We start from the raw sequence: 22,998 nt of genomic DNA, 5'->3' as shown, positions 1-22,998 counted from the left end.
CTCAGCCGGCCTCCCCGGGCAGCAGGCGAAGTTCGAGCGCGGCCACCAGGCGCACGTCCGGATCGGCGAGGTCGAGGCGGAACAGCTCGGTGATCCGCCTCAGCCGGTAGCGGAACGTGTTCGGGTGCACGTTGACCCGGGCCGCCGCCGCGGGCACGTCGCCGAACGCCTCAAGGTAGGCGCGCAGCGTCGGCAACCAGGCGGTCCCCCTGGCGGCGTCCTGCTCGACGAGCCCGACGAGGAGGCCCCGCCGCAGGTCCGGATGCTGGTCGACCAGCCGTCTCAGCCGGTGGAGCGTCAGCCGGGCCTGGACGTCCTCCACCCGTACGACGGCGGGGGCGTTCCGGCCGGCGACGTCCAGCACCAGATCGGCCTCGGCGCGCGAGGCGGCCACGCCGGTCAGGGCGGGAACGGTCGGCCCGACGCCGGCCCGCACCGGCAGGCCGAAGGCCCGGGTGACCGGGTCCGCGAACTCGCCCGCCAGGGCGCACGCCCGCGACCTCGTGCCCGCGACGAGGGCGTAGGCCCGCACGCCCAGGGCCACGGACGCGACGGCGCGGCGGTAGGCGGAGCCCGACAGGGCGACGAGGTCGGCGATCCGCCTGGCTGCGGCGGCGTCCGCGGGGGCGTCGCCGGTGCCCGTCCCGAGGGCGATCACCGTCACCGGCGCGACGAGGCCCAGGCCGGACGCGTCCTGCGACGCGCCGTCCAGCAGGCGTGTCAGCGCCTCCACACGCCTTCGCCGCTCGGGGTCGGTCTCGGCGCGGCGGCGCAGCAGGTGCAGCGCCACGTTCTCGGCGGCGGACTCGAGGGTCCGCCGCGCCTCCCGCCCCAGCGGCTCGTCTCCCTCGACGACCCAGATGCTGCCCAGCATCTCGTCGCCCGCCCGGACCGCGATGGCCAGCCGCCCCCGGTAGCCGTGCACGTCGAACCCGGTCACGCTGACGGCCCGCGCGCTCTGCCTGATCCGGTGAAACACGCCGGCGTCCTGGAGGCGGCGCTGCCACTCCTCCGGCACCTTCCGGCCCAGGATGTTCTGGCGGCGCGGCGGATCGATGCGGTGGCCGAGGTCGGAGTAGGCGAGCAGCCTGCCGTGCGGGTCCTCGACGGTGGAGGCCGCGCCCGCGCCCGCGGCCACGGCGTTGGCCAGGGCGAACAGGTCGCCCGCCGAGTCGTCCGTGGCGACGGCGCCGAGCAGCGCCGTGTAGAGCCCGCCCCAGGGCAACTCGGCGCCGGCCGCGAGCACGGCGATCCCCACGCTCTCCGCGGCGGCCACGACCGGAGGGGAGACCGGGCGGCGCAGCACGACCGCGGCCGGACGCGTTCGCGCGAGGCGGCCCAGCAGGTGGAGCTGCTCGTTCTCGCCCGTCACGCCGACGGCGAGCACGATGGGGTGGGCGTCCGCGGCCTGCGGGTCGCCGGAGTCGAGGATGACCGGCGGACCGGCGGGCCAGTCCTGGCCCGCCGGCGTGAGCAGCTCGATCCCGATTCCCGGTGGAAGCCGCGCGACCACGCCGCTCAGTGTCAGATCGGCCGGAGACATGGTGGTGGTTCCTTTCCGCTGTTGTGCCCGCACGAGAAAGCGGGGCACGGAGTGTGGCGTCCCGGACAAGACCGCGGCGGTTGGGGCGGGCCTAGCGTTCTCGGCATGACACGCCCACCCGCCCCGTACTCCCCGGCCAGGCGCGCCGGTGAGCTGCTGTTCGTCTCCGGCCAGCTCGGCTACCTGCCCGAGGGCCGGCTTGCCGAGGGCCTGGCCGCCCAGGCCCGCCAGGCGCTGGCCAACCTGGAGGAGGTCCTGGCCGGTCACGGCCTGAGCCGCGACGACGTCGTCAAGTGCCAGGTCTTCCTGTCCTCGATCGAGGACTGGTCCGACTTCAACGCGGTCTACGAGGAGCACTTCAACCGCCCCTATCCCGCCCGCTCAGCCCTCGGCGTCCGGCTGCACCCCGGAGCCCTGGTCGAGATCGAGGCCGTCGCGGTCTGCAGGACGCCATGACCCCGACGACCCCGACGACCCCGACGACCCCGACGACCGCGGACGTGCGCCGCGCCCGCGACGCGCTGCGCGGCCAGGTGATCCGCACGCCCGTGCTGTTCTCCGAGTCCCTGGACGCCCTCGCCGGGTGCCCGGTGTCCGCCAAGGCCGAGTGCCTGCAGCACACGGGCTCGTTCAAGGTGCGGGGCGCGCTGTACCGGCTGCTGACCATGCCTGCCCAGGCGCCGGCCGACGGGCTGATCACCGTCAGCGCGGGCAACGCGGCGCTCGGCCTGGCCCACGCGGCGCGCGAGTTCGGCGCGAAGCTGACGGTGGTCATGCCGGCGAGCGCGGTGCCGGAGAAGCTGGCGGCGGTGGCTGCGTACGGCGCGACCGTGGTCACCGAGGGCGTCGTGGACGCGACCGCCGCCTTCGCCAGGGCCGAGCTCCTGCGTGCCGAGCAGGGGCTCACCTTCGTGCACCCCTTCGACGACCCCATGGTCGTGGCCGGGGCGGCGACCGCCACGCTGGAGCTCCTGGAGGACCGGCCCGGCCTGGAACGGCTGCTCGTGCCGGCCTCGGGCGGCGGGCTGCTCGCCGGCGCGATCATGGCCAAGCGCACCCTGGGCTCCGCCGTGGAGATCATCGCGGTGCAGCCGTCGGGCGCGGCCGGGTTCGTCGCGTCGCTGGCGGCGGGGGAGCCCAGCGCTCCCGCGGTCATCCGCACCGTCGCCGACGGGCTCACCGCCCCGATGCCGGGGCGGCTCCCGTTCAAGCTGGTGGCGGCCGCCGGGATCAAGGTGCTCACCGTCGAGGACAGGGACATCCTGGATGCGATGGTGACGCTGGTCAGAACGTTGCGCGTGGTCGTCGAGCCGTCCGCCTCTGTCGGCCTGGCCGCGCTCACGCACGCGTCCGGCCTCCGGGACGGCCGCCCCACGGGCCTGATCCTGTCCGGCGGCAACATCAACTGGCGGCTGCTGGCGGACACGCTCCGCGTGCTCCCCGGCGTCGCATGACCCGAGGAGTCGAGTCTCATATGCGCCTGCGCGTCCATCCGCACGTCATGGTCTCCGGGGACGGCGGCCACGGTGTGCCCTGCGAGATCGGCACGCTCGAAGTGCCGGAGGTCCGTTCCCGGCCGGGGTCCCGGACGATCGAGCTGGCCTTCGCCCGCTTCCCCGGCCACGCGCCGGGCCCCGCGCTGGTCTACCTGGAGGGCGGGCCGGGATCGTCCGGTCTGTCCACCTGGCGGGAGCTGCCCGACCGCTATCTGCCCTTCCTGGAGTACGGCGACGTCGTCGTGTTCGACCAGCGCGGCACGGGCGCTTCCCGGCCCTGCCTGGAGAGCCCGTTCACCAGGGAGCTGCCGCTCGACCGGGTGGTCGACCGGGCGGAGTTCCTGGCGGAATCCCTGGACAAGGCGAAGGCCACGGCCGCCTTCTGGCGGGAGCGCGGCGTCGACCTGGACGGCTACACGACCGAGGAGAGCGCCGACGACGTGGCCGACCTGATGTCGGCGCTCGGCTACGAGACGTTCCGGACGATCGGCGGCTCGTACGGCTCCCACCTCTCGCTGTCGGTCATCCGCCGCCACGGCCACCGCCTGGACCGGAGCATCCTGTACGCGGTCGAGGGCCCCGGCGACACGTACAAGCTGCCCTCGGCCACCGACCGGCACCTGGCCGGGCTCGCCGCCATGGCGGCCGAGGCGCCCGAGCTGGACGGGCGGGTGCCCGACCTGCCGGGGCTGATGGAGCGGGTCTTCGAGCGCCTGGCCGGGACTCCGGCCGAGGTGGACGGCGTGGTGATCGGCGAGTTCGACGTCAGGTACCTCACCGTGTCGGGGCTGGGGCTGCCCTCGTTCCTGCGGCGGCTGCCCGGTCTCTTCCTGGCCATGGACGGCGGGGACTTCACCCCGTGGGCCGGGCACGTCAGAGGGCTGCGCACCGGACGGGCCGAGGCGCTCATGCCCCTGGTCATGGACGGCGCGTCGGGCGCCACGGCGGCGCGGCTGCGCAGGATCGAGGCGGAGGCGGCGGCCTCGCCGTTCGGCGACCTGATGAACCTGCCCTTCCCCGGCATCGCCGCCGCCGCCGGCGGGCCCGACCTGGGGGACGGCTTCAGGGCCCCGGTCCGCTCCGACGTCCCGGCGCTGCTGGTCAACGGCACGCTGGACGGGCGCACGCCCGAGACCAACGCGCTCGCCGTCCTGGAGGGTTTCGCCAACGGTCATCTCATCCTCGTCGAGAACGCGGCCCACGAATTCGCTCGGGACCAGCCGGAGGTGCGGGCCGCCGTCCACGCGTTCATGGGCGGCCGTACTCCGTCGCTCTCGCGGGCCCGGCTCGGCTTCGAGTTCGTGCCGGACCCGCGAGAGATCTGATGTCAGGAGATCTTGGGCGCCACCCTGCCCGACCACTCGACGGCGACGATCTTCCCGTCAAGCCTGACGAACCGGCCGTGTGGGCGCTTGCCCGGCCGACCGGCCTGCTGGAAGGCGTCGCCGGCGAGCGGGACCAGGGTGATGGGCTCCTGCACGGGCACTTCCAGGTCCGGCATGAGCTCGCGGTACCTGGCGATCAGCTCGTCGCTGAAGCGCCGCTCCACCGTGACGCGGTCACCGTCGGCGCTCATCACCAGCAGGTGGCCCTCGCCCCGGTCGTAGACGCCGGTCAGCTCGGCGAGCTGCTCCTCCGCGAGGTTCGCGGGGACGAGCGGCTCGGGCTCGGCGCCGAGATGGCCCTCCAGCACCAGCGCCCTGACCTCCTCCAGCAGCTCGCCCGCTCCCGCGCCGATGGAGTTGGCCAGGACCGCCAGGACGAGCCCGTGCTCGGGGACGAGGGTGAGCAGGGCCACGCCGACCGTCGTGCCGCCGGTGTGCTCGGCGACGCGGACGCCGCCCGCGTCGCGCAGGAACCAGGAGATCCCCACGTCGCCGTCCGTCGAGGTGCCGGCGGTGGAGGGCCGGCGCATCCGCCGCAACGTTTCCGGCTCCAGCACCCCGTCACCGTCGCCCAGGTGGAACCGCCCGTAGTCGAGCAGGTCGCCGACGCCGCAGAAGAGCCCGCCCGCGGGAGCCGCGCACCGTTCCATCAGCCACTGGCCGACGACCTCGGTGGCGCCGCCGGCCTGGCCCTTGCTGCCGTGCCCGACCACGAACCGGCGGGTGACGATGTCGGCGACGTCGAAGAAGCTGTGGGTCAGGCCGAGCGGTTCCAGCACCAGGTCTTTCACGGCGGCCTCGTACGTCGTGCCCATCACCTTCTCGACGACCCGGCCCGCCAGCGACAGCGCCGCGTTGTTGTAGGAGACGACCGCGCCCAGCGGCATGACCTGCTCGAACTCGGCCATCGTGGCGACGTAGGCGGCCAGGGCGCCGTCGTCCCTGCCGGTGTCGACGACGCGGTCGCCCTCCCAGCCGGCCGTGTGGTTGAGCAGGTGGAGCACCGTGACATGCTCGGCCGCCTCCGGGTCCTTGAGGCCGAGTTCGGGGATGTAGCGCCGGACCGGCGCCGCGAGGTCGATCTCGCCGCGCTCGACCAGCCGCATGACGGCGGTGGCCGTGACGGTCTTGGTCACCGAGCCGATCGCGAACAGGGTGGTCTCGTCCACGGGCAGCGGGTTGGCCGTGGAGGTGACGCCGTGGCAGGTGAGGAAGCGTTCGCCCTCGTGGAAGACGCCGACGGCCACGCCGGGCACGCCGAGCGGTTCGGCGCGTTCGGCGATCAGGCGCCGCAGGCGTTCGTGCAGGTCGCTCATGGGATTCTCCTCAGTGGTTCGCGTCGCCGGCCGCGGGGGCGGGCTCGATGTCGTGAAGCGGGCGCAGGTCGTGGGTCGCGCCCTCGTGGAAGACCACGACGCCGTCGGCGCCGAGCCGGGTCCAGGTGCCGTCGGGCTCGCGTACGACGGCGGCGTACTCGGGCACGCCGACGATCGGGACGTCCGTCGGCGTGCAGGCGAGCAGGCTGGTCAGCAGGTGTTGCCCCTTGGTGGTGTCACTGTGCGGGACCACGCGAAGGCCCGGCAGCACGCCGAGGCCGGGCCGCTTCCAGGAGAAGGAGTGGCCGTCCGCCGCCGGGTCCTCCTCCAGGGACGCGGAGATCCTGCCGGTGAGCGCCATCGCGCCCGCCGACTCGCCCGAGAGCACCGCGCCGGCCTGCCAGGCCGCCACGATCGCCCGCCACACGGGCGTGCCCTGCAGGATCTCGGTCAGCGGTCCCGGCCGCCCGCCGGTCAGCATGATGTAGCGGGCCTTGTCCGCCAGCGCGACGTTGGCGGGGTCGGACGCCTCCTCCCGGCTGAAGATCATCGGGCACGTGACGCGGGTGCCCAGGCGGCGGCCGTACAGCTCGACTCTGGCCTCCAGCATGCGCTGGAGCTCTTCCCGCGGCCACTCCGCGCCGGCGGTGGGGATGATCAGCACCTCGTCCCCGCCGGATCGTGCGAGCAGATCGGCGTCGATCTTGGCGTCGGTGTCGAGGTCGCTCAGCCCGATGAGGGCGAGAGGGCCTGGCATGGATGTCCTCCAGTTCATTCGAGAGAGAAGGTGACATGGAAGCCGGATTCCCCGACTACCTGTGCCGTTGCGGCCGCACCCACGTCCTGAGCGCCGGCCGCTGGCGCTGCGACTGCGGCGGGCCACTCGACCTGCCGATCACCGCGGCCGCCTGGCCGCCCCGGCAGGAGATCCACTCGATGTGGCGCCATGCCGGGAGCATCGCGGGCGCGGGGGCGCTGCCCTGGCCCGCGATCTCCCTCGGCGAGGGGCTCACCCCGCTCGTCGAGGCGGGTCCCCGGCTGCGGCTGAAGGTGGAGTACGCCTCGGTCACCGGTTCCTTCAAGGACCGGGGCGCGGTGGTGCTGGTGGCGCTGGCCAAGGCGCTGGGCGCGACTCGCGTGGTGGCCGACAGCAGCGGGAACGCCGGCACCGCGGTGGCCGCCTACGCCGCTCGCGCCGGTTTGGCCGCGGAGATCTTCGTCCCCGGGGGCACCAGCGAGAAGAAGGTCCGCCAGATCCGGGGCCACGGCGCGCAGATCACGCTGGTGGACGGCTCCAGGGAGGACACCGCGGCCGCCGCGGCCGAGCGGGTGGAGCGGGCGGGCCTGTTCTACGCCAGCCATGTGCACAACCCGTACTTCCTCGAAGGGACCAAGACCTACGCCCTGGAGCTGTTCGAGCAGCTGGGCGGGGCGGCCCCGGACACCGTCGTGGTGCCCGCGGGCAACGGGACGCTGGTGCTCGGCGCGTACCGGGGCTTCGCGGCGCTGCTCGCGGCCGGGCTCATCGAGCGCCTGCCGCGCATCGTCGCCGTCCAGGCCGAGCGCTGCGCGCCGGTCGCCGCGGCCTTCGGCGAGGGCCTGGCCGAGGTCCCCGCCGTGCCGCCGGCCGCCACGCTCGCCGAGGGCATCGCCATCGCGGCCCCCGCCAGGGGCGGGCAGCTGCTCCGGGCCGTGCGCGACAGCGGCGGCACGGTCATGACGGTGAGCGAGCAGGACATCGTCGAGGCACACGCCCGCCTGGCGGCCCAGGGGTTCTGGGTGGAGCCCACGGGCGCCGTCGCGTACGCCGCCGCCCGCCGGCTGGAGGCCGTGGGATCCCCGCTGGTCGAGGGCGGGGTCGTGGTCGCGCCGCTGTGCGGCTCGGGGCTGAAGGCGGCGCCGCCGGAGCGCTGAGCTCACGCCGCCCTCCTGGCCGCGTCGATGTCCCCGGCCACCGAGCGCGTGGCGGCCAGCTGCACCAGGGCGGCCGCCACCACGAACGGCACCGTCGACAGCAGGACGTACCGCAGGCCCATCCCCTCGGTCAGCGCGAGCAGCAGCGGACCGAGGACGCTGCCCAGCAGCTGGAACGGCACCGCGAGCTGGAACCCGACCCCGCGGTGCCTGGCGGGCAGCACGTGGGCCATCATCGCCAGGTAGGTGGGCGTCTGCATCGCCACGATCACCGAGAACACCACGTTGGCCGCGACGAACACCGTCAGCCCGGGCACCAGCCCGACCGCGAGCACCAGGACGGCGATCGCGAGCGTGCCCACGCCCTGGACGAGCGCCAGCCCCGACGGCCTGCGCGCCACGAGCCGGTCGTTGAGCAGGCCCGCCACGAGCACGGCGACCAGGCCCGCGACCAGCTGGGCCTCCATCATCATCGAGCGCTGGAAGGGGGTGAGGGCGTAGTCCCGCGCCGCCATCAGCGCGACCGTCATGGTGAGCGGGCCGCCGATCAGGCTGTAGACGAAGCCGCTGATGGCCTGCAGCCTGAGCGTCCTGATCGCCCACGCCGCGCGGACGCCCTCCCAGAAGCGCGGCGGGGGCGGCGGCTCCGCCGGGGCCCGCAGCCCCGCCGCCGCTCTGTCGGTGCCGCCCTTCACCGGCTCCTTCAGCAGGAACGTGGTGCAGGCCACGGCCGTGGCCAGGACCGCCAGCATGAGCGTGGCGTGCCGCCAGCCGTACGCGGTGACCAGCAGTCCCGCGACCGGCGCGCCGATGAGGCCGCCCACGGTGGCGGCGGCCTTCAGCAGCGCGATGACCCGCCCTCGCGACGCGGGCGAGTAGTAGTCGGCGAGCAGCGGGAGCTGGGCCACGCCGTCGGGCACTCTGGCGACGGAGCCGAGGGCACGCCCGGCGAGCAGGGTGGCGCCGTTGGGGGCCAGCGCCTGGATGAAGTCGCCCAGGTTCGCGGCGACCTCGCCGTACTGGATGAGCCTGACGCGGTTGCGCATCCGGTCCACGAGGTAGCCGAGCGGCAGCCCGGCCACGGTCGTCACGACCATGGTGACGGAGGCGATGGTTCCCACCGCGGTCAGCGAGAGGCCCAGGTCGTCCTGGATCTCGGGGAGCGCGAGCTGGAGCGCCTTGTCGTCCCACCCCGCCAGCAGCGAGGTCAGGCAGAAGACGAGCAGGGGGACCCGGGGTCCGCTGATGGTACGCGGATCGAGCTCGGCGAGCAGGGCACGCCGGCGGGTGACGGAAGGGGGTGGGGCCACATCGACTCCAAACAGGAGATGAATCAGCCGTTACAGCGAACTAGGTGTTGCGATCGTAGGGATCACCCGGCTGGGCGGAAGTGGCCGACCGGCCGCTCTTCGCGGCCACTAGGAGGAGGCGGCACAGGTACGCCCGATCGCACCATCGGCACCATGACCATCACTGTGTTGCGAGCGGCCCGCGTTCTGGATGTCGTGGCCGGAGTCATGCGCGAGGGCGCCGACGTGGCGGTGCGGGACGGCACGATCGTGGCCGTCGGCCCCGGCCTCGAGGGCGACTCGGCGCTGGACCTCGGCGACGTGTCCCTGCTGCCCGGGTTCTTCGACGTGCACCTGCACCTGACCGGGTTGCGCTCCTACGACGAGGGGCGCCTGCCCGACCGCGAGACGCTGGCCGTGCGCGCGGCCAAGGACTGCGAGACGCTGCTCGCGGCCGGGTTCACCACCGTGCGCGACTGCGGCGGCGCCATCGCGCTCAGGCTCAGGCCCCTGGTGGCGGACGGGACGATCCCCGGCCCGCGGATCTTCGCGGCGGGGCCCGCGATCTGCCAGACCGGCGGCCACGCCGACACCCACCACCTGCCCCTGGAGGAGGTACGCCGCCAGCCGGACGCGCTGATCGCCGACGGGCCCTGGGAGTGCCGGCAGGCCGTCCGCCAGGCCGTACGCGCGGGCGCCGACTTCATCAAGATCTGCACCACCGGCGGGGTCGGCTCCGAGCGGGACCACCCGCAGGACGCGCACTTCACCCCCGAGGAGATCGCCGCCATCTGCGACGAGGCCCACCGGCTCGGCCGCCGCGTGGCCTCGCACGCGCAGGGCACGGCGGGCGTCAGGGCGGCGGTGCTCGCGGGCGTGGACTCGATCGAGCACGGCTACCACCTCGACGAGGAGTGCGTCGCCGCGATGCGCGAGCGGGGCACCTTCTACGTGCCGACGTTCGCGTTGAAGACCTTCTTCGAGCGCACGTCCGACGGGGGTCACGGGCTGCCGGAATGGCGCGTACGCAAGCAGCGGGAGGTCGTGGGAGCCATGTCGGCCTCGCTCAAGCTGGCCAGGGAGGCCGGCTTGACGATCGCCACGGGGTCCGACTACTACGGCCCGCCGATGCGCAGCCACGGCGACAACGCCGACGAGCCGATCACGATGGTCCGCGACGGCATGCCGGCGGCCGACGCGCTGCGCGCGCTCACCCTCAACGGGGCGACGGTGCTGGGGATGGCGGACGAGGTGGGCAGCGTCGAACCCGGCAAGCGGGCCGACCTGGTGGCGGTCGAAGGGGATCCCCTGCGCGACATCGAGGCGTTGCGGCGGGTCCGCTTCGTCATGCAGGACGGCAAGGTGATCCACCACCGTCCCTGAACCCGCGCCGAGGCCGCCCTGGTGAAGCTGTCCGTGGACGTCCGAACGCCGACGATCGCCCCTGCCGGGCGACCGCCGAGCGCGCGCTCAAGCTGCATCAGGACAACCGCGGGCCGCAGGGCTCAGGACAGTTGCTCAGGAGTCGAGGTCAGGCCGTAGTAGATGCGCGGGGCGCCGTCCAGCCGGATCTTGACCTTGCCGTCGCGGGCGGTGAGCAGCCGTTCCCTGCCCAGGCAGTCGAGCTCCCGCACCGAGCTCCCGGCGGCGGCCACCTTCAGCTCCGTCTTGGTCGGCCAGCCGTCCACCCACGGCTCCGGCGCGGCGAACCACGTGGATCCCGCCGCGTGGTCGGTGTTGAGCAGGTACCCGTCCTTCCTGCTCCACAGGATCGAGACGGGTCCCTCCGGCGTGCTGAACAGCAGTCCCTTCAGGTCGGGGTCGGCCGGCTTCAACCAGCGCACGAACGTCGCCCGGTCCAGCACCTGCGCGGCCGTGGCGTAGGCGAGCATGGACGGCTTGGCGCTGGTGTCGCGGTTCATGAGCCCGTAGTGGTACTCGGAGTTGGCCGGGTCGGCCATCTGCGGCTTGCCGAGGACGCTGTCGTGCAGCTGGTACCAGTTCACGCAGCGCACCCCCTCGGCCTTGGCCAGCGCCAGGGTGAGCAGGACGTTCTCCGCGGCCTGCCGGTAGGTGTCGTGCCACCAGCTGTTCGGCTTCGTGCAGGCGTAGGCCTCGGTCAGCCACAACTCCTTGTGCCCGTACTCCGCGATCGTCTCGCGGGCCTTGCGCAGGCCGCCGAGGAAGTTCCAGTAGGAGCCGTTGGCGCCCTGCGTCCACTCCTCAGGAGGCGGCGCGTAGTCCGGCGTGAAGTTGCCCCTGCCCGGGTGGAAGGCGAACCCGTCGATGAGGTCCCAGCCGCCGGCGTCGTGGAAGTTCTTGGTCCAGACGTGGTCCATGCCGGCCAGGCCGGCGTTGAGCACCTTGGTGGGCGCTCCGGCGGCGGTCAGCCGGTCGCGTACCGGGCGTAATCCGTCCCGCACGTAGGCGGCGGCGGTCTCGCCGCTCATCCATGGCTTGTTCACCTCGTTGGCGACCTCGAAGTAGCCGGCTCCCGAGTTGATCGCCTTCTGCGTGTTCGTGTCGGCCCAGGCGGCGACCTCGGCGGCCGTTCCGCCCAGGGGGATCCCGGCGAGCTCGATGTTGTGGGCGATCCCCGCCGCGTCGAGGGCGGCGGGCGGGAGGCCCGGCCCGCCGTCGTAGGAGATGCGGACGCGCTGGATGCCCAGGCGTTTCATCAGTCCCACGACGGCGGCGGCGTCGGGCTGGAGCAGCCATGGGTAGTTGGCGATGCCGAACATGCTGTCGGCGCCGGCCTGGTAGGTGTGCGGTGGCAGGACGGCGAGGTTGGTGCGGGCGAACGCGCTGTCGGTGCCCGCGGTGGCGCGCACCTCGGTGAACACGATCCCGCGGGGTGGCGAGGTGACGGTGAAGGTCTGTCTCCACGCGGCTCCCGCCGCGACCGTGCCGGTCACGCTGCCGCTGGCCAGCGTCTTGCCGTCGAAGTCGCGGGCCCACCACGACAGCTTCACGCTGCGGGCGGCGTTCCCCCCGTTGGCGACCTCCGCGTGCAGGGCCATGGGCCGGCCGCCGGCGTCCCAGAGGGAGAAGGGCTGGTCGGTCCAGACCTCCACGCCGAGGGGCAGGCCCGCGCCCATGGTGCCGCCCGCGGCGGGCCGCATCGAGCCGAGCACCAGGTCGGCCTCCGTCACGGCCGCGCTCGCGGTTCCCGTGCCCGGGGCGTGGATCCAGGTGGCGTTGGTCCAGGCGGGGGTGGTGGTGGCCAGCCGGAAGTAGGCGCGGGTGTCGGCCCAGGTCTCCTGGTAGACGACACCGGCGTTGCTTTCGTACGGCACTCCGCCGCCGGCGTCGCGGTTCCACGCGGTCAGCGCGGCGAAGGACTCGGGCGCCGAGGGCGAGACGACGGTACGGCCGAGCATGAAGCCGGCCGGGATCAGCGTGGTCGAGCCGCCGACCTCCCAGCGAAGCTTGGCGCGGTGTGGCGCGACGCGGAAGACGCCGCGGACGGTGATGCCCCCGGCCGCGCCGGGGAGCGTGTAGTCGACCTGGATGGCCTGCGTGCCGTCCTGGAGTGTGACGAGCGACGGCGTTCCGCCGGTGGTGCGCTGGATGCCGGTCACGGAGTCCTTGGCCATGAACCCGGTGAGCCTGACCCGTTCCACGCCGCCGCCGTCGCGGACGGTGATGCCGCCGTCGGTGCCGGCGGTCAGCGTGATGCCGTCGGCGGAGATCGAAGGGGTGTCGGCCTGGGCCTGTGCCGCGGGAACCAAGGCCCCTGCGAGTCCGGCCGCTACGGCTCCGCCGAGGAAGCGGCGTCGGGGGATGTCAGACATGAAGAGCTCTTCCCTGTCGACCTAATGCGGATTAGGGAGATGTGTACTCCGGCTGGAACGGGAGTGTCAAGGGTGACCTGTGCGCATCAGGTAATCCGCCGGTAACGCCTTGACACGGTTTCCTAATACGGATTAGATGCCTCCTAATTCGCATTGACCCAGAGGAGTAGCCATGGATGTGCCAGCCTCCAGAAGGTGGATGGCGGGGGCGCTCGTGCTCGCCGCCGCGACGGCGGGCTGCGCGTCCGGCTCGTCGGGTGGGGACCCGGGCAAGACCGTGATCACCGTGGCGGGCATGCCTCCCACGACCGCCGCGAAGACCCGCGCCCAGTTCCTCGACGCGGTCGCCGCGTTCGAGAAGGCCAACCCCACCATCGAGATCAAGCCGACCGACACGCAGTGGGACGCCAGGACGTTCGCGACCAGGCTGGCCGGTGGCAACGCGGAGACGGTGCTGACCGTGCCGCTCACCGAGCCTCCGGGGCTCATCGCCCGGCGCCAGGTCGCCGACCTCAGCACCGAGATCAAGAGCCTGCCGCACGCGGGAGACTTCGACCCCCGCGCGCTGGCCCCCGCGACCGGCGCCGACGGCAAGGTTTACGGCCTGCCCGTCACCGAGTACGCGCTGGGCCTGGTCTACAACCGCGCCCTGTTCACGAAGGCGGGCCTCGACCCGGACCGGCCACCCGCCACCTGGGACGAGGTCAGGGCGGCGGCCAAGAAGATCGCCGGGACGGGGGCGGCCGGGTACACGCAGATGACGGTCAAGAACACCGGCGGCTGGATCCTGACCGCGATGACCTACTCCTTCGGCGGCCGGATGGAGAAGCAGGAGGGCGACAGGTACGTCCCCTCGCTCCTGGACGGCCCGGCGGAGCAGGCGCTGCGGCACCTGTCCGCGATGCGCTGGCAGGACGACTCCATGGGCGCCAACCAACTGCGCACCCAGCAGGACGCGGAGCGCGACTTCGCCGCCGGCAAGATCGGCATGATGATCGGCACCGTGAACAGCTACAACCGCTACACCACCCTCTACTCCGGCAAGCCGGACGACTTCGGCATCGCGGCGCTGCCGCAGCAGGGGAGCGGCAAGGCGACACTGCTGGGCGGGCTGGTGGCGGCCGTCAACGCCAAGGCCACAGCCGCGCAGCGAGCCGCCGCGGTGAAGTGGATCGACTTCTACTACCTCAAGCCCAACTACGACCCGGCGGCCGCCGAGCAACTGGCCGTGGCCAACGCCGCGGACAAGCTGGCCGTCGGCCTGCCCACGCTGCCGTTCTACGGCACGTCGGTGTCAGGCCCGGTGAACGCCGCGATCGCCAAGCACACCAACATCCCGGTGTCGAACTTCGCGCCCTACGTGAAGGAAACCGACAAGCTGGAGTACGTCGTCGAGCCTCCCGTCGCCGCCCAGGACCTGTACGGCGCGCTCGACACCGCCGTGCAGGCCGTTCTGACCCGCAAGAACGCCGACCCGCGCGACGAGCTGACCAAGGCGGCGGCGCGCGTCGCGCCGCTGCTCGAGAAAGCACAGTGACCCGGGGCAAGGGCGCCGCGGCCGCGCTGTTCCTCATCCCGACGGTGCTGGTCTTCGGCCTGTTCTCGTGGTGGCCGATCATCCGCAGCGTGGTGCTCGGCTTCCAGCAGACCAACCTGGTCGAGGCGGCGACCTTCGCGGGCCTGGACAACTTCCGCACCCTGCTCGCCGACCCCCTGCTGGGCACGGCGGTGCGCAACACGCTGCTGTTCACCGGCCTGGCCCTGCTGATCGGTTTTCCGCTGCCGATCTTCCTGGCGGTGGTGATGTCGGAGCTGCGGCGCGGCTCCGGGCTGATGCGGGTGCTGGTCTACCTGCCGGTGGTGGTGCCGCCGGTGGTGGCCGTGCTGATGTGGAAGTGGTTCTACGAGCCGGACTCCGGCCTGTTCAACCAGCTGCTCGGGTTGGTCGGGCTGGGACCGTACCCCTGGTTGCAGTCCACGGGCATGGCGATGCCGAGCCTGATCCTGGAGGCGACCTGGGCGGGCGCGGGCGGCGTCGTGCTCATCTACCTGGCCGCGCTGTCCAGCGTTCCCACCGAGCTGTACGAGGCGGCCGAGCTGGACGGGGCGTCGGTGTGGCGCAGGTTGTGGCACGTGACGCTGCCGCAACTGCGGCCCATCCTGCTGATCATGCTGCTGCTCCAGGTGATCAACACCTTCCAGGTGTTCACCGAGCCGTTCGTGCTGACCGACGGCGGGCCGGAGGACTCGACGGTCACGGTGCTGCTGCTGATCTACCGGTACGCGTTCGTCAACGGCGACTACGGCACGGCGGCGGCGTTGAGCGTGAGCCTGGCCGTGGTGCTGGCGGTGCTGTCCGCGGTGTACCTGCGGCTCACCAGAACTTGGGGGACGAAGTGAGGGGAGTGATCTCCGACACCGAAAGGCGTGGGCGCGGGATGCGCCTCGGGCTGGGCACCACCCAGGTGCTGCTCATCGTGGCCCTGGTCCTGGAGGGCGCCGGGCCGATCTACTGGATCTTCAAGGGCGCGATCTCCTCTACCCAGGAGTCGCTGCGCAGTCCGCTGGCCCTGTGGCCGGCGGACGTGCGATGGTCGAACCTGACGGAGGCGTGGACGACCCTGGAGGTCGGCCACTACCTGACGAACACCGTCGTGCTCGTCGGCGGCTCCTGGTTCACGCAGCTGTTCGTCGCGACGACAGGCGCCTACGCGCTGTCGGTCCTGCGGCCCTCCTACGGGAAGTACGTCTACGGCGCGGTCCTGGCGACGCTGTTCCTGCCCGGCACGGTCTCGATGGTCTCGCTGTACCTGACCGTCCTGGACCTGTCCATCGCCAACACCCCGCTGTCGGTGTGGTTGCCCGCCGGGGCGCACGCCTTCAATGTCCTGCTGGTCAAGCAGTTCTTCGACGGCATCCCCAAGGAGCTGTTCGAGGCGGCGCGCCTCGACGGCGCCGGGCCGTGGCGGATCTTCACCCGGGTGGTGCTGCCCATGTCGCGTCCGATCCTGGCCGTGGTATCACTGCTGGCTGTCATGAACGCGTGGAAGGACTTCCTCTGGCCCATGATCGCCATCACCGACACCGAGAGCCAGCCGCTGGCGGTGGCCCTGCCCCGGCTGGCGGACACCTCGGACCAGGCCCTGCTCATCGCCGGGATGCTGATCGCGATCATCCCGCCGGTCCTGGTGTTCCTGCTGTTCCAGCGGCAGATCATCCGGGGCATCGCCTTCACGGGGCTGAAGGGATGAGGGTCCTGGTCACCGGTGCGGCAGGCCGGCTCGGCTCCGCCGTACTGGCGGAGCTCGCGTCGCGGGACATCGCCGTGACCGCGCTCGTCGAGCGGGATCCCGGCCCGCTGGCGGCGGAGCGGGTCGTCGTGGGCGACGCCCGCGACCCGGCCGCCGTCCGCGCGGCCCTCGAAGGGGCCGACGCCGTCGTTCACACGGCGGCGCTGGCCTCGCCCGAGGTGGCGGCGCCCGAGGTGGTGTTCTCGGCCAACACGCAGGCGACGTTCGTCGTGCTGAACGAGGCGGGGGAGCAGGGGGTACGGCGGGCCGTGATCGCCGGCAGCCTGTCGGTCACCGGCCTGCCCTTCGCCAGGTCGCGCCCGCGCCCGCCGTACCTGCCGCTGGACGAGCACATGCCGTTGCAGGTCGAGGACCCGTACGCGCTGTCCAAGCAGGTGGACGAGGCCACGGCGGCGATGATGCACCGGCGGCACGGCATGACCGTCGCCGCGCTGCGCCTCCCCTTCCTCGGCGACCAGGCCCGGCTGGCCGCCCGCGCGGAGCGCCTGGCCGGGGATCCCGCGGCCGGGGCCGCGGAGGTGTGGAGCTACCTCGACCTGCGCGACGCCGCGCGTGCCTGCCTGCTCGGGCTGACGGCCCCGCTGCACGGCGCGCCGGTCATCTTCGTGGCCGCGCCCGAGACACTCGTGGCGACCCCCACCGAGGAGTTGCTGGCGGCGCACCACCCCGGCGTGCCACGCCGTACGGCGTCGCCCGGCAGGACCGTGGCCATCGATCTCGAGCCGGCCAGGCGACTGCTCGGATTCACTGCTCGGTATCGGTTCCCAGAGGAGCGACAATAATGATCATGCCGGAGACGCAGGCGCCGTGGCAGGCCAGGGACGGGCTGCGCATCACCGGCGTGCGCACGATCGTCACCGCCCCAGGCGGGGTCCCGCTCGTCGTGGTGCGGATCGACACCTCAGAACCCGGGCTGTACGGCCTGGGCTGCGCCACCTTCACCCAGCGCTTCCACGCCGTGGTCGCCGCGATCGAGCGGCACCTCGCTCCCATGGTCATCGGCCGGCATCCCGCCGACATCGAGGACATCGGCCGGATGCTGCACTACTCCTCGTACTGGCGAGGCGGTCCCGTGCACAACAACGCGCTGTCCGGCATCGACCAGGCGTTGTGGGACATCGCCGGCAAACGTTTCGGCGTGCCGGTGTACGAGCTGCTGGGCGGGCGGGTCAGGGCGGCTGCCGCCGTCTACACCGGGGCCCGCGGCGGCGGGGTCGAGGAGTCGATCGAGCGGGCCGCCGCGCTCACCGAGCAGGGTTACCGCTACGTGCGGCTGCAGGCGGGCGGGCCGGGGCTCGGCACGTACGGCGGCGTCGGCACGCCCGGCGGCTATCCGGACAGCCCCCACCCTGACGGCTGGGACGTCGGCCACTACCTGCGGAGCACGCCGAAGCTGTTCGAACGCGCCCGCGAGGTCCTCGGGGAAGAACTCGGCCTGCTGCACGACGCGCACAACCGGCTCACGCCGAAGGAGGCCGTGGTGCTCGCGCGGTCGCTGGAGCCGTACCGGCTGTTCTTCCTGGAGGACCCTCTCGCACCCGAGCACTTCGACCGGCTGCCCGAGGTGCGGGCGGCGGCGCCGATGCCGATCGCCTCCGGCGAGCTGGTCTCCTCGGTGACCGACGCGGCGCGGCTCATCACCTCCGGTGGCGTCGACTACCTGCGCCTGCACGTATCGGCCGTCGGCGGGCTGACGCCCGTGCGCAAGCTCGCCGCGCTGTGCGAGCTCACCGGGGTGCGGACGGCCTGGCACGGGCCGCCGGACGTTTCGCCGGTCGGCGCGGCGGCCAACGTCACGCTCGACGTCACCAGCCCCGCGTTCGGGATCCAGGAGGCGCACGTCTACCCGGAGACCGTGCACGAGGTGTTCCCGGGAACGTTGCGGACGGTGAACGGCTACATCACCCCTTCCGACCGGCCCGGCTGGGGCATCGACCTCGATGAGAACGCCGCCAGGCGCTACCAGCCGGAAACGCACCTGCACGAGCGATGGGCGGCGCAGGTGCGCAGGCCCGACGGCGGGATCGAGGCTCCGTGATCTACTACTTCTTGGGGGGAATGTCATGAGACCGAGCGGTCGCCCTCGTCAGGCGGACATCGCCCGGCTGGCCGGCGTCTCACAGCCGACCGTGTCCCTGATCCTCGGCGGCGGCGCCGCGGCCATGGGCATCGCCGAGGAGACCCAGCGCAAGGTCATGGCGGCCGCCGAGCAACTCGGGTACGTGCCCGACCCGATCGCCACCCGCCTGGCGGCCGGGCAGAACAACCTGCTCGGCCTCTACACCTTCACCGCGACCTTCCCCACCGAGATGTCCCACGCCTACTACCCGTTCCTGGTGGGCATCGAGGAGGAGTCGGCGGCGCAGGGCTACGACCTGCTGATGTTCATCGCCTCCAGCGTCACGGGCGAGCGCCCGCACGCCCAGGTGCTCAACCGGGTACGGCTGGCCGACGGCTGCCTGTTCCTGGGCAGGCACCTGCCCGTGCCGGAGATGGACCGCCTGCTGGCCACCGATCTGCCCGTCGTCTACATAGGGCGGCACGACGAATTCGGCGACCGCCTGCCCTACATCGGCGCAGACTACGTCTCCGCCGGCGCCTCCGTGGTGCGGCACCTGGCGGGGCTGGGCCACGAGCGCATCCTGTACGTGCGCGAGGACGACGAGGCGATCACCTCCGTCGACAGGGAGGCGGGCTTCAGAAGCGGCATGGACGAGTGCGGGCTGGCGGCCGAGGTGGTGCGCACCGACGGCGCCGACCTGACCCCCGACCGGCTGCGCGCCTGGCACGACCAGGGCGTCACCGCGATGGTCACCGAGGCCACCGACACCGACGCCGCCCACCGCGCCCTCCTGGCGGCTGCCGAGCGCGCGGGTCTCCGCTTCCCCGACGACCTCTCCCTGGCCACGCTCGGCGACCCCCGCGAGCGCGCGGCAGGGCTCACCGGCTTCGCCGTACCCCGTCGCGAGATGGGGGCCGCGGCCGTCCGGCTGCTCACGAAACTCATCGCGGGAGACCGTACGGTCCCCAGGCACCAGCTCATGACCTGCGAGCTGGTGCCGGGCGAGACCGCGGCACCTCCCCGCTAGCCCTCCCGAAAGGCAGCACCCATGACCGACATCCTCATCGTCGGCGGTGGGCTCGGCGGCGTCGCCGCAGCCCTGGCCGCCTGCCGCGCGGGCCACGACGTCGTCCTCACCGAGGAGACGGACTGGATCGGCGGCCAGCTCACCGCGCAGGCCGTACCCCCTGACGAGCACCCGTGGATCGAGAGCTACGGAGCCACCGCGACTTATCGTGACGTACGCGGCTCCATCCGCGACTACTACCGGCGCTGGTACCCCATGACCGGCGGCGCGCAGCGCTGGCGCGAGCTCAACCCCGGCGCCGGATATGTCAGCAAGTTGTGCCACGAACCACGCGTCTCCCTGGCGATCCTGCAGGCCATGCTGGCTCCCCACGTGGCCGCCGGACGCCTGCGCGTCCTCCTCGAACACCGCCCCGTCGAGGTCGAGGTGGACCGCGACCGCGTCAGAGCCGTCACGCTGCTGGACCTGCGCTCCGGCGACTCGCACACCATCGCCGCCGCCTACGTCCTCGACGCGACGGAGACCGGCGAGTTGCTGCCGCTGGCGAAGACGGAGTACGTCACGGGCGCGGAGGCCCGAAGCGAGCACGACGAGCCGCACGCGCCGGACGAGCACCAGCCGCTGAACATGCAGGGCATCACCTACTGCTTCGCCGTCTCCCACCACGACGGTGAGAACCACGTCATCGACCGGCCTTCGGACTACGGATTCTGGCGCGACTACCGGCCCGAGTTCTGGCCAGGGCCGCTGCTCGGCTTCAGCGCGCCGGACCCGCGCACCCTGGAGCCCGAGGCCCGCTGGTTCGACCCCAACCCGTCCGGTGACCCCCGCGGGGTGCTGGCCGACCAGAGCGCCCAATCAGGGGACAAGGACCTGTGGATGTTCCGCAGGATCCTCGCCCGCGGCCTGTTCGAGCCCGGCTTCGCCGCCTCCGACATCACGTTGGTCAACTGGCCGCTGAACGACTACTGGCTGCGCCCGATCATCGAGGTGGATGCCGAGACGGCGGCGCTGGCGCACAGGGAGGCCAGGCAACTGTCGCTGTCGTTGCTGTACTGGCTCCAGACCGAGGCGCCCCGCCCGGACGGCGGCACCGGTTTCCCCGGGCTCCGGCTCCGCCACGACGTGGTCGGCACCGCCGACGGGCTGGCGAAGTCCGCCTATGTCAGGGAGTCGAGGCGCATCCGCGCGGTCACCACCGTCACCGAGCACCACGTCTCCAGGGCCATCCTCGGTTCCCGCGGCACGCTGCGGCACCATGACTCCGTCGGAGTCGGCGCGTACCGCATCGACCTGCACCCGTCGACCGGCGGGGACAACTACATCGACATCGCCAGCGTGCCCTTCGAGATCCCGCTCGGCGCGTTGCTGCCTGTCAGGATGCGCAACCTGCTGCCCGCGGGTAAGAACGTCGGCACCACGCACATCTCGAACGGGTGCTTTCGCCTGCATCCGGTGGAATGGAACGTGGGGGAAGTCGCGGGCCAGTTGGCCGCGTACTGCCTGCGCCGGGGGGTGGAACCGCAGGAGGTCAGGGAGAAGGAGACCTTGCTGGAGGAGTTCACCGCGGAGCTGGACAGGATCGGAGTCGAACGCCACTGGCCGGCACCGGCGGGCTACTGATCCTCGACCCCGGCGGCCCTAACAGAAGTAGACGATCAGGCGGACGTTGTCCTCGCCGTGCGACCCGGCCAAGGCGCGCATCGCCGAGAAGACCGGCTCCCATTTTCGTGAATCCTCGAAGACGAGCCGGCGCCGGGTGAAGACGACGCGCCGGTAGACGTACTCGTCCAGCTCGACCTCGGCACCCTCCGGCCAGTTCCAATGGTCTTCGCAGTCCGCGCCGAGGAGGTCCGCCGCGGCGTCCTGAAGGCCTGCCGGTGGCCACACGAACCCGTCAGGCTCCAGCGTGCCGTCCGCCCGCCTGCGCAACCGCTCCAGGTGCAGGCGGGCGGGCCGGCCGTCCTCCATACAGGGCTCGTCCCAGTCGACCGCGGCGAGCTCGGCCCACGTGGCATACGAATGGCTGTGCCCGGCAGTGGGGTCCTCGGCCGCCGACCGGAGGTCCGAGGTGGCATCGGCGGGCAGGCCCCGTTGGCCGAACAGCGGCACGATGTCCTCTGCGCTGGGGTAGCCGAAGAGACAGTCCCAGGAGAGCCGGTCACCTCGCCCGTGACGGACTTCGTGCAGCTCCAGGGTCACGTGCCATGGCGGATTCCGCTCTCCCCGCGGCCGGCACTCGATGACCCCGTGTATGTCCACTCCCATGCGCACCGACTCTATGGAAAGAGGCTGTGCTTCTCAGGCAGATCGACGACGCCCGCCAGCGCCGAACCCGCGAACACGGTCAGGGCGACGGCGAGGACACCGAGCAGGAGCCAGGCGATCGGATGGCCGAGGTTGAGTGTCCACGAGGAGGAGCCGAGACGGGCGTGCACGAGCAGGGCCGGGTCGCGGCGGTTGACGTAGACGGCGCCGGCGAGGAACCAGTGGCGGTCGTCGTCGCGCTGGCCGACCCCGGAGTCCTCCAGTTCCTCGCCCGGCAGAGCGGGCAGCCGGTGCCCGGCCTGGCCCGCCTTGATCTCCCACCACACCCAGCCGCCCAGCAGCACGACGAGCGGGGCGTAGCCGGCCACCTGCCAGCCGATCGCGGGGGTGACGAGCTCCCACAACCGCAGAGCCGCGAAAAGCAGGCTCAGGTTCAGGCAGGCCGCTGACAGCAGCGACATCGCCGCGACGCCGCGCAGGTAGACGCGGTAGCGGCGGGCCGAGCCCTTGGGCCTGGCGGCATCGAGGTCGGGGCGGGCGCGCAGCACGGCCAGAACCACGGCGAGGACGATCAGGGCGACGGCGATCTGGTAGATCACCGGCTGGAACGCGCTCAGCACGGTCGTGGGCTCACGCTGCGAGGAGGCCGTGCCGTACCCGAGAAGCAGCGGCAGCGTGGCGGGCAGCCCGCCGTAGCGTGCCCAGCCGACACCAGCGGTGAGCAGCAGCACGGCCAGGGCGGGCAGGCCCCACGACCACGGCACGCGCACCGGGTCGGTGCGGAAGGCGGTGTCCACGGTGACGCCCTGACGTCGCTCGGCCGCCCACCCGCCGGCGAGCTTGGCGGTGCGGACCATGTGATGAGCGCGGTAGAACACCAGCAGGTCCGCGACCAGCACCGCCGTCGCGGTGAGGGCGATCGTGACGGCGGATCCCGTGACCAGCAGCACCGGGATCGAGATCGCCGCGGCGAGCGCGGCCGCCACGACGGTCAGGCGAGCGTGGAAGCGCCGTGCGGCGACTACGGCAGGATCGCCCACCCGCTGCGCGTTCACGCGCACCCCGAACGGCAGGGTGGGCCTGGCCAGCGCCGGCAGCGTCAGCATGAGGGACGTGACCAGGGCGATGACGATCGGGCCGGCGGCGAGGAGCGGGATCATGAGGTCTCCTCGAAGCCGGTCAGAAGAGCCTCGCACCGGCGCAGCACGTCCTGCCGGTCCATGCCGTGAACGGTGGCTTCGGCCAGCAGCACGCGCATGCGTTCCTCCCAGTCGTCGATGAAGGGCGCCTCGGGCGGGCCGGTGGCGGCATCGCGCCGTACGACCGCGCCGCTCTTGCGGTTGATCCGGATCACGCCCTGCTGTCGCAGCAGGTCGTAGGCCTTGTTCACGGTGTGGAAGTTGATGCCGAAATCCGCGGCGAGTTGCCGGGTGGAGGGTAGCGGGTCGCCTTCGCGGGCCTGCCGTCTGGCGATCGCCTCCACGATCCGGTCCCGGATCTGCTGGTAGATCGGGACCTCGCTGTCGAGGTCAAGGGTCAGCTGCACACCTTTACTCTATCTGATATACAACTAATAGAACAGATAGAGCTGGG

General features: G+C 72.3%; 20 protein-coding genes. 12 read left to right on the top strand and 8 right to left on the bottom strand.

From position 1 onward, the window contains the following. Position 1: 1 nt before the first annotated feature. Positions 2-1,543: a helix-turn-helix domain-containing protein gene (locus ABZS69_RS29150; RefSeq protein ID WP_355378130.1), complete on the bottom strand. Its 1,542-nt coding sequence runs from the start codon at positions 1,541-1,543 to the stop codon at positions 2-4. 105 nt (positions 1,544-1,648) lie between these two features. Here ABZS69_RS29150 and ABZS69_RS29145 point away from each other — a divergent pair, with 105 nt between their 5' ends. From ABZS69_RS29145 to ABZS69_RS29135, 3 genes are read left to right on the top strand one after another with little or no spacing between them, the layout of a single operon-like run. Next, the gene (locus ABZS69_RS29145; protein ID WP_355378128.1) at positions 1,649-1,999 is read left to right on the top strand and encodes a Rid family hydrolase; all 351 of its coding nucleotides are present in this window, start codon (positions 1,649-1,651) and stop codon (positions 1,997-1,999) included. Continuing rightward, positions 1,996-2,997, top strand: coding sequence for a threonine/serine dehydratase (locus ABZS69_RS29140; RefSeq protein ID WP_355378126.1), 1,002 nt, complete (start codon positions 1,996-1,998; stop codon positions 2,995-2,997). The genes ABZS69_RS29145 and ABZS69_RS29140 overlap by 4 nt, the downstream gene beginning before the upstream one ends. Before the next feature lie 20 nt (positions 2,998-3,017). Continuing rightward, the gene (locus ABZS69_RS29135) at positions 3,018-4,364 is read left to right on the top strand and encodes an alpha/beta hydrolase (protein WP_355378124.1); all 1,347 of its coding nucleotides are present in this window, start codon (positions 3,018-3,020) and stop codon (positions 4,362-4,364) included. 2 nt (positions 4,365-4,366) lie between these two features. Here ABZS69_RS29135 and ABZS69_RS29130 read toward each other — a convergent pair whose 3' ends face one another. Both ABZS69_RS29130 and ABZS69_RS29125 read right to left on the bottom strand, forming a co-directional pair. Further along, on the bottom strand, positions 4,367-5,740 hold the full coding sequence (locus ABZS69_RS29130) for a serine hydrolase domain-containing protein (protein WP_355378123.1): 1,374 nt from the start codon (positions 5,738-5,740) through the stop codon (positions 4,367-4,369). Positions 5,741-5,750: 10 nt separating this feature from the next. After that, on the bottom strand, positions 5,751-6,497 hold the full coding sequence (locus tag ABZS69_RS29125) for a Type 1 glutamine amidotransferase-like domain-containing protein (protein WP_355378121.1): 747 nt from the start codon (positions 6,495-6,497) through the stop codon (positions 5,751-5,753). A 35-nt stretch (positions 6,498-6,532) separates the two neighbouring features. Between ABZS69_RS29125 and ABZS69_RS29120 the strand changes: the two genes are divergently transcribed. Continuing rightward, positions 6,533-7,654 carry a pyridoxal-phosphate dependent enzyme gene (locus tag ABZS69_RS29120; RefSeq protein ID WP_355378119.1) on the top strand — a complete coding sequence of 374 codons (1,122 nt, stop codon included), beginning with the start codon at positions 6,533-6,535 and terminating at the stop codon, positions 7,652-7,654. Positions 7,655-7,656: 2 nt separating this feature from the next. Here the strand turns inward: ABZS69_RS29120 and ABZS69_RS29115 are convergent, their stop codons facing one another. Next, on the bottom strand, positions 7,657-8,964 hold the full coding sequence (locus tag ABZS69_RS29115; protein WP_355378118.1) for an MFS transporter: 1,308 nt from the start codon (positions 8,962-8,964) through the stop codon (positions 7,657-7,659). A gap of 153 nt (positions 8,965-9,117) precedes the next feature. Between ABZS69_RS29115 and ABZS69_RS29110 the strand changes: the two genes are divergently transcribed. Then, entirely contained in the window at positions 9,118-10,326 is a 1,209-nt protein-coding gene (locus ABZS69_RS29110) for an amidohydrolase family protein (protein WP_355378116.1), read from the top strand. A gap of 122 nt (positions 10,327-10,448) precedes the next feature. Here ABZS69_RS29110 and ABZS69_RS29105 read toward each other — a convergent pair whose 3' ends face one another. Next, positions 10,449-12,737 carry a hypothetical protein gene (locus ABZS69_RS29105; protein WP_355378115.1) on the bottom strand — a complete coding sequence of 763 codons (2,289 nt, stop codon included), beginning with the start codon at positions 12,735-12,737 and terminating at the stop codon, positions 10,449-10,451. Between the two features lie 172 nt (positions 12,738-12,909). Between ABZS69_RS29105 and ABZS69_RS29100 the strand changes: the two genes are divergently transcribed. The 7 genes from ABZS69_RS29100 to ABZS69_RS29070 are packed head-to-tail and all read left to right on the top strand — an operon-like array spanning position 12,910 to position 20,760. Then, the gene (locus tag ABZS69_RS29100; RefSeq protein ID WP_355378112.1) at positions 12,910-14,274 is read left to right on the top strand and encodes an extracellular solute-binding protein; all 1,365 of its coding nucleotides are present in this window, start codon (positions 12,910-12,912) and stop codon (positions 14,272-14,274) included. After that, positions 14,271-15,137: a sugar ABC transporter permease gene (locus ABZS69_RS29095; protein ID WP_355378110.1), complete on the top strand. Its 867-nt coding sequence runs from the start codon at positions 14,271-14,273 to the stop codon at positions 15,135-15,137. The genes ABZS69_RS29100 and ABZS69_RS29095 overlap by 4 nt, the downstream gene beginning before the upstream one ends. A 38-nt stretch (positions 15,138-15,175) precedes the next feature. Continuing rightward, complete coding sequence (locus ABZS69_RS29090) at positions 15,176-15,988, top strand: carbohydrate ABC transporter permease (RefSeq protein ID WP_355378108.1); 813 nt, start codon at positions 15,176-15,178, stop codon at positions 15,986-15,988. Beyond that, complete coding sequence (locus ABZS69_RS29085) at positions 15,985-16,830, top strand: NAD(P)-dependent oxidoreductase (protein WP_355378107.1); 846 nt, start codon at positions 15,985-15,987, stop codon at positions 16,828-16,830. Before ABZS69_RS29090 ends, ABZS69_RS29085 begins: the two co-directional genes overlap by 4 nt. A 5-nt stretch (positions 16,831-16,835) precedes the next feature. Further along, positions 16,836-18,086 (top strand): enolase C-terminal domain-like protein, encoded by a 1,251-nt coding sequence (locus ABZS69_RS29080; RefSeq protein ID WP_355378105.1) that lies wholly within the window; start codon positions 16,836-16,838, stop codon positions 18,084-18,086. Positions 18,087-18,111: 25 nt separating this feature from the next. Further along, positions 18,112-19,137, top strand: coding sequence for a LacI family DNA-binding transcriptional regulator (locus ABZS69_RS29075; protein ID WP_355378104.1), 1,026 nt, complete (start codon positions 18,112-18,114; stop codon positions 19,135-19,137). Between the two features lie 21 nt (positions 19,138-19,158). Beyond that, entirely contained in the window at positions 19,159-20,760 is a 1,602-nt protein-coding gene (locus ABZS69_RS29070) for an FAD-dependent oxidoreductase (RefSeq protein ID WP_355378103.1), read from the top strand. Positions 20,761-20,778: 18 nt separating this feature from the next. Here ABZS69_RS29070 and ABZS69_RS29065 read toward each other — a convergent pair whose 3' ends face one another. Genes ABZS69_RS29065 through ABZS69_RS29055 form a run of 3 tightly spaced genes read right to left on the bottom strand, consistent with a single transcriptional unit; the run spans position 20,779 to position 22,951 of the window. Next, positions 20,779-21,405 carry a hypothetical protein gene (locus ABZS69_RS29065; protein ID WP_355378101.1) on the bottom strand — a complete coding sequence of 209 codons (627 nt, stop codon included), beginning with the start codon at positions 21,403-21,405 and terminating at the stop codon, positions 20,779-20,781. 11 nt (positions 21,406-21,416) lie between these two features. Beyond that, positions 21,417-22,565 (bottom strand): hypothetical protein, encoded by a 1,149-nt coding sequence (locus ABZS69_RS29060; RefSeq protein WP_355378099.1) that lies wholly within the window; start codon positions 22,563-22,565, stop codon positions 21,417-21,419. Continuing rightward, positions 22,562-22,951: a GntR family transcriptional regulator gene (locus ABZS69_RS29055; RefSeq protein ID WP_355378097.1), complete on the bottom strand. Its 390-nt coding sequence runs from the start codon at positions 22,949-22,951 to the stop codon at positions 22,562-22,564. The genes ABZS69_RS29060 and ABZS69_RS29055 overlap by 4 nt, the downstream gene beginning before the upstream one ends. Between the last annotated feature and the right edge of the window lie 47 nt (positions 22,952-22,998).

It is taken from the genome of Nonomuraea sp. NPDC005650, assembly GCF_040605375.1.
Lineage (GTDB): Bacteria > Actinomycetota > Actinomycetes > Streptosporangiales > Streptosporangiaceae > Nonomuraea.
Note: the sequence above shows the minus strand (reverse complement) of the source record. Positions and strands in the feature narration are given on the sequence as shown.

Coding starts and splice junctions, on each gene's coding strand:
- ABZS69_RS29060 (WP_355378099.1), bottom strand. CDS start 22,565: ATGATCCCGCTCCTCGCCGCCGGCCCGATCGTCATCGCCCTGGTCACG.
- ABZS69_RS29145 (WP_355378128.1), top strand. CDS start 1,649: ATGACACGCCCACCCGCCCCGTACTCCCCGGCCAGGCGCGCCGGTGAG.
- ABZS69_RS29080 (WP_355378105.1), top strand. CDS start 16,836: ATGCCGGAGACGCAGGCGCCGTGGCAGGCCAGGGACGGGCTGCGCATC.
- ABZS69_RS29125 (WP_355378121.1), bottom strand. CDS start 6,497: ATGCCAGGCCCTCTCGCCCTCATCGGGCTGAGCGACCTCGACACCGAC.
- ABZS69_RS29110 (WP_355378116.1), top strand. CDS start 9,118: ATGACCATCACTGTGTTGCGAGCGGCCCGCGTTCTGGATGTCGTGGCC.
- ABZS69_RS29090 (WP_355378108.1), top strand. CDS start 15,176: ATGCGCCTCGGGCTGGGCACCACCCAGGTGCTGCTCATCGTGGCCCTG.
- ABZS69_RS29075 (WP_355378104.1), top strand. CDS start 18,112: ATGAGACCGAGCGGTCGCCCTCGTCAGGCGGACATCGCCCGGCTGGCC.
- ABZS69_RS29070 (WP_355378103.1), top strand. CDS start 19,159: ATGACCGACATCCTCATCGTCGGCGGTGGGCTCGGCGGCGTCGCCGCA.
- ABZS69_RS29120 (WP_355378119.1), top strand. CDS start 6,533: ATGGAAGCCGGATTCCCCGACTACCTGTGCCGTTGCGGCCGCACCCAC.
- ABZS69_RS29085 (WP_355378107.1), top strand. CDS start 15,985: ATGAGGGTCCTGGTCACCGGTGCGGCAGGCCGGCTCGGCTCCGCCGTA.
- ABZS69_RS29065 (WP_355378101.1), bottom strand. CDS start 21,405: ATGGGAGTGGACATACACGGGGTCATCGAGTGCCGGCCGCGGGGAGAG.
- ABZS69_RS29105 (WP_355378115.1), bottom strand. CDS start 12,737: ATGTCTGACATCCCCCGACGCCGCTTCCTCGGCGGAGCCGTAGCGGCC.
- ABZS69_RS29130 (WP_355378123.1), bottom strand. CDS start 5,740: ATGAGCGACCTGCACGAACGCCTGCGGCGCCTGATCGCCGAACGCGCC.
- ABZS69_RS29150 (WP_355378130.1), bottom strand. CDS start 1,543: ATGTCTCCGGCCGATCTGACACTGAGCGGCGTGGTCGCGCGGCTTCCA.
- ABZS69_RS29100 (WP_355378112.1), top strand. CDS start 12,910: ATGGATGTGCCAGCCTCCAGAAGGTGGATGGCGGGGGCGCTCGTGCTC.
- ABZS69_RS29135 (WP_355378124.1), top strand. CDS start 3,018: ATGCGCCTGCGCGTCCATCCGCACGTCATGGTCTCCGGGGACGGCGGC.
- ABZS69_RS29140 (WP_355378126.1), top strand. CDS start 1,996: ATGACCCCGACGACCCCGACGACCCCGACGACCCCGACGACCGCGGAC.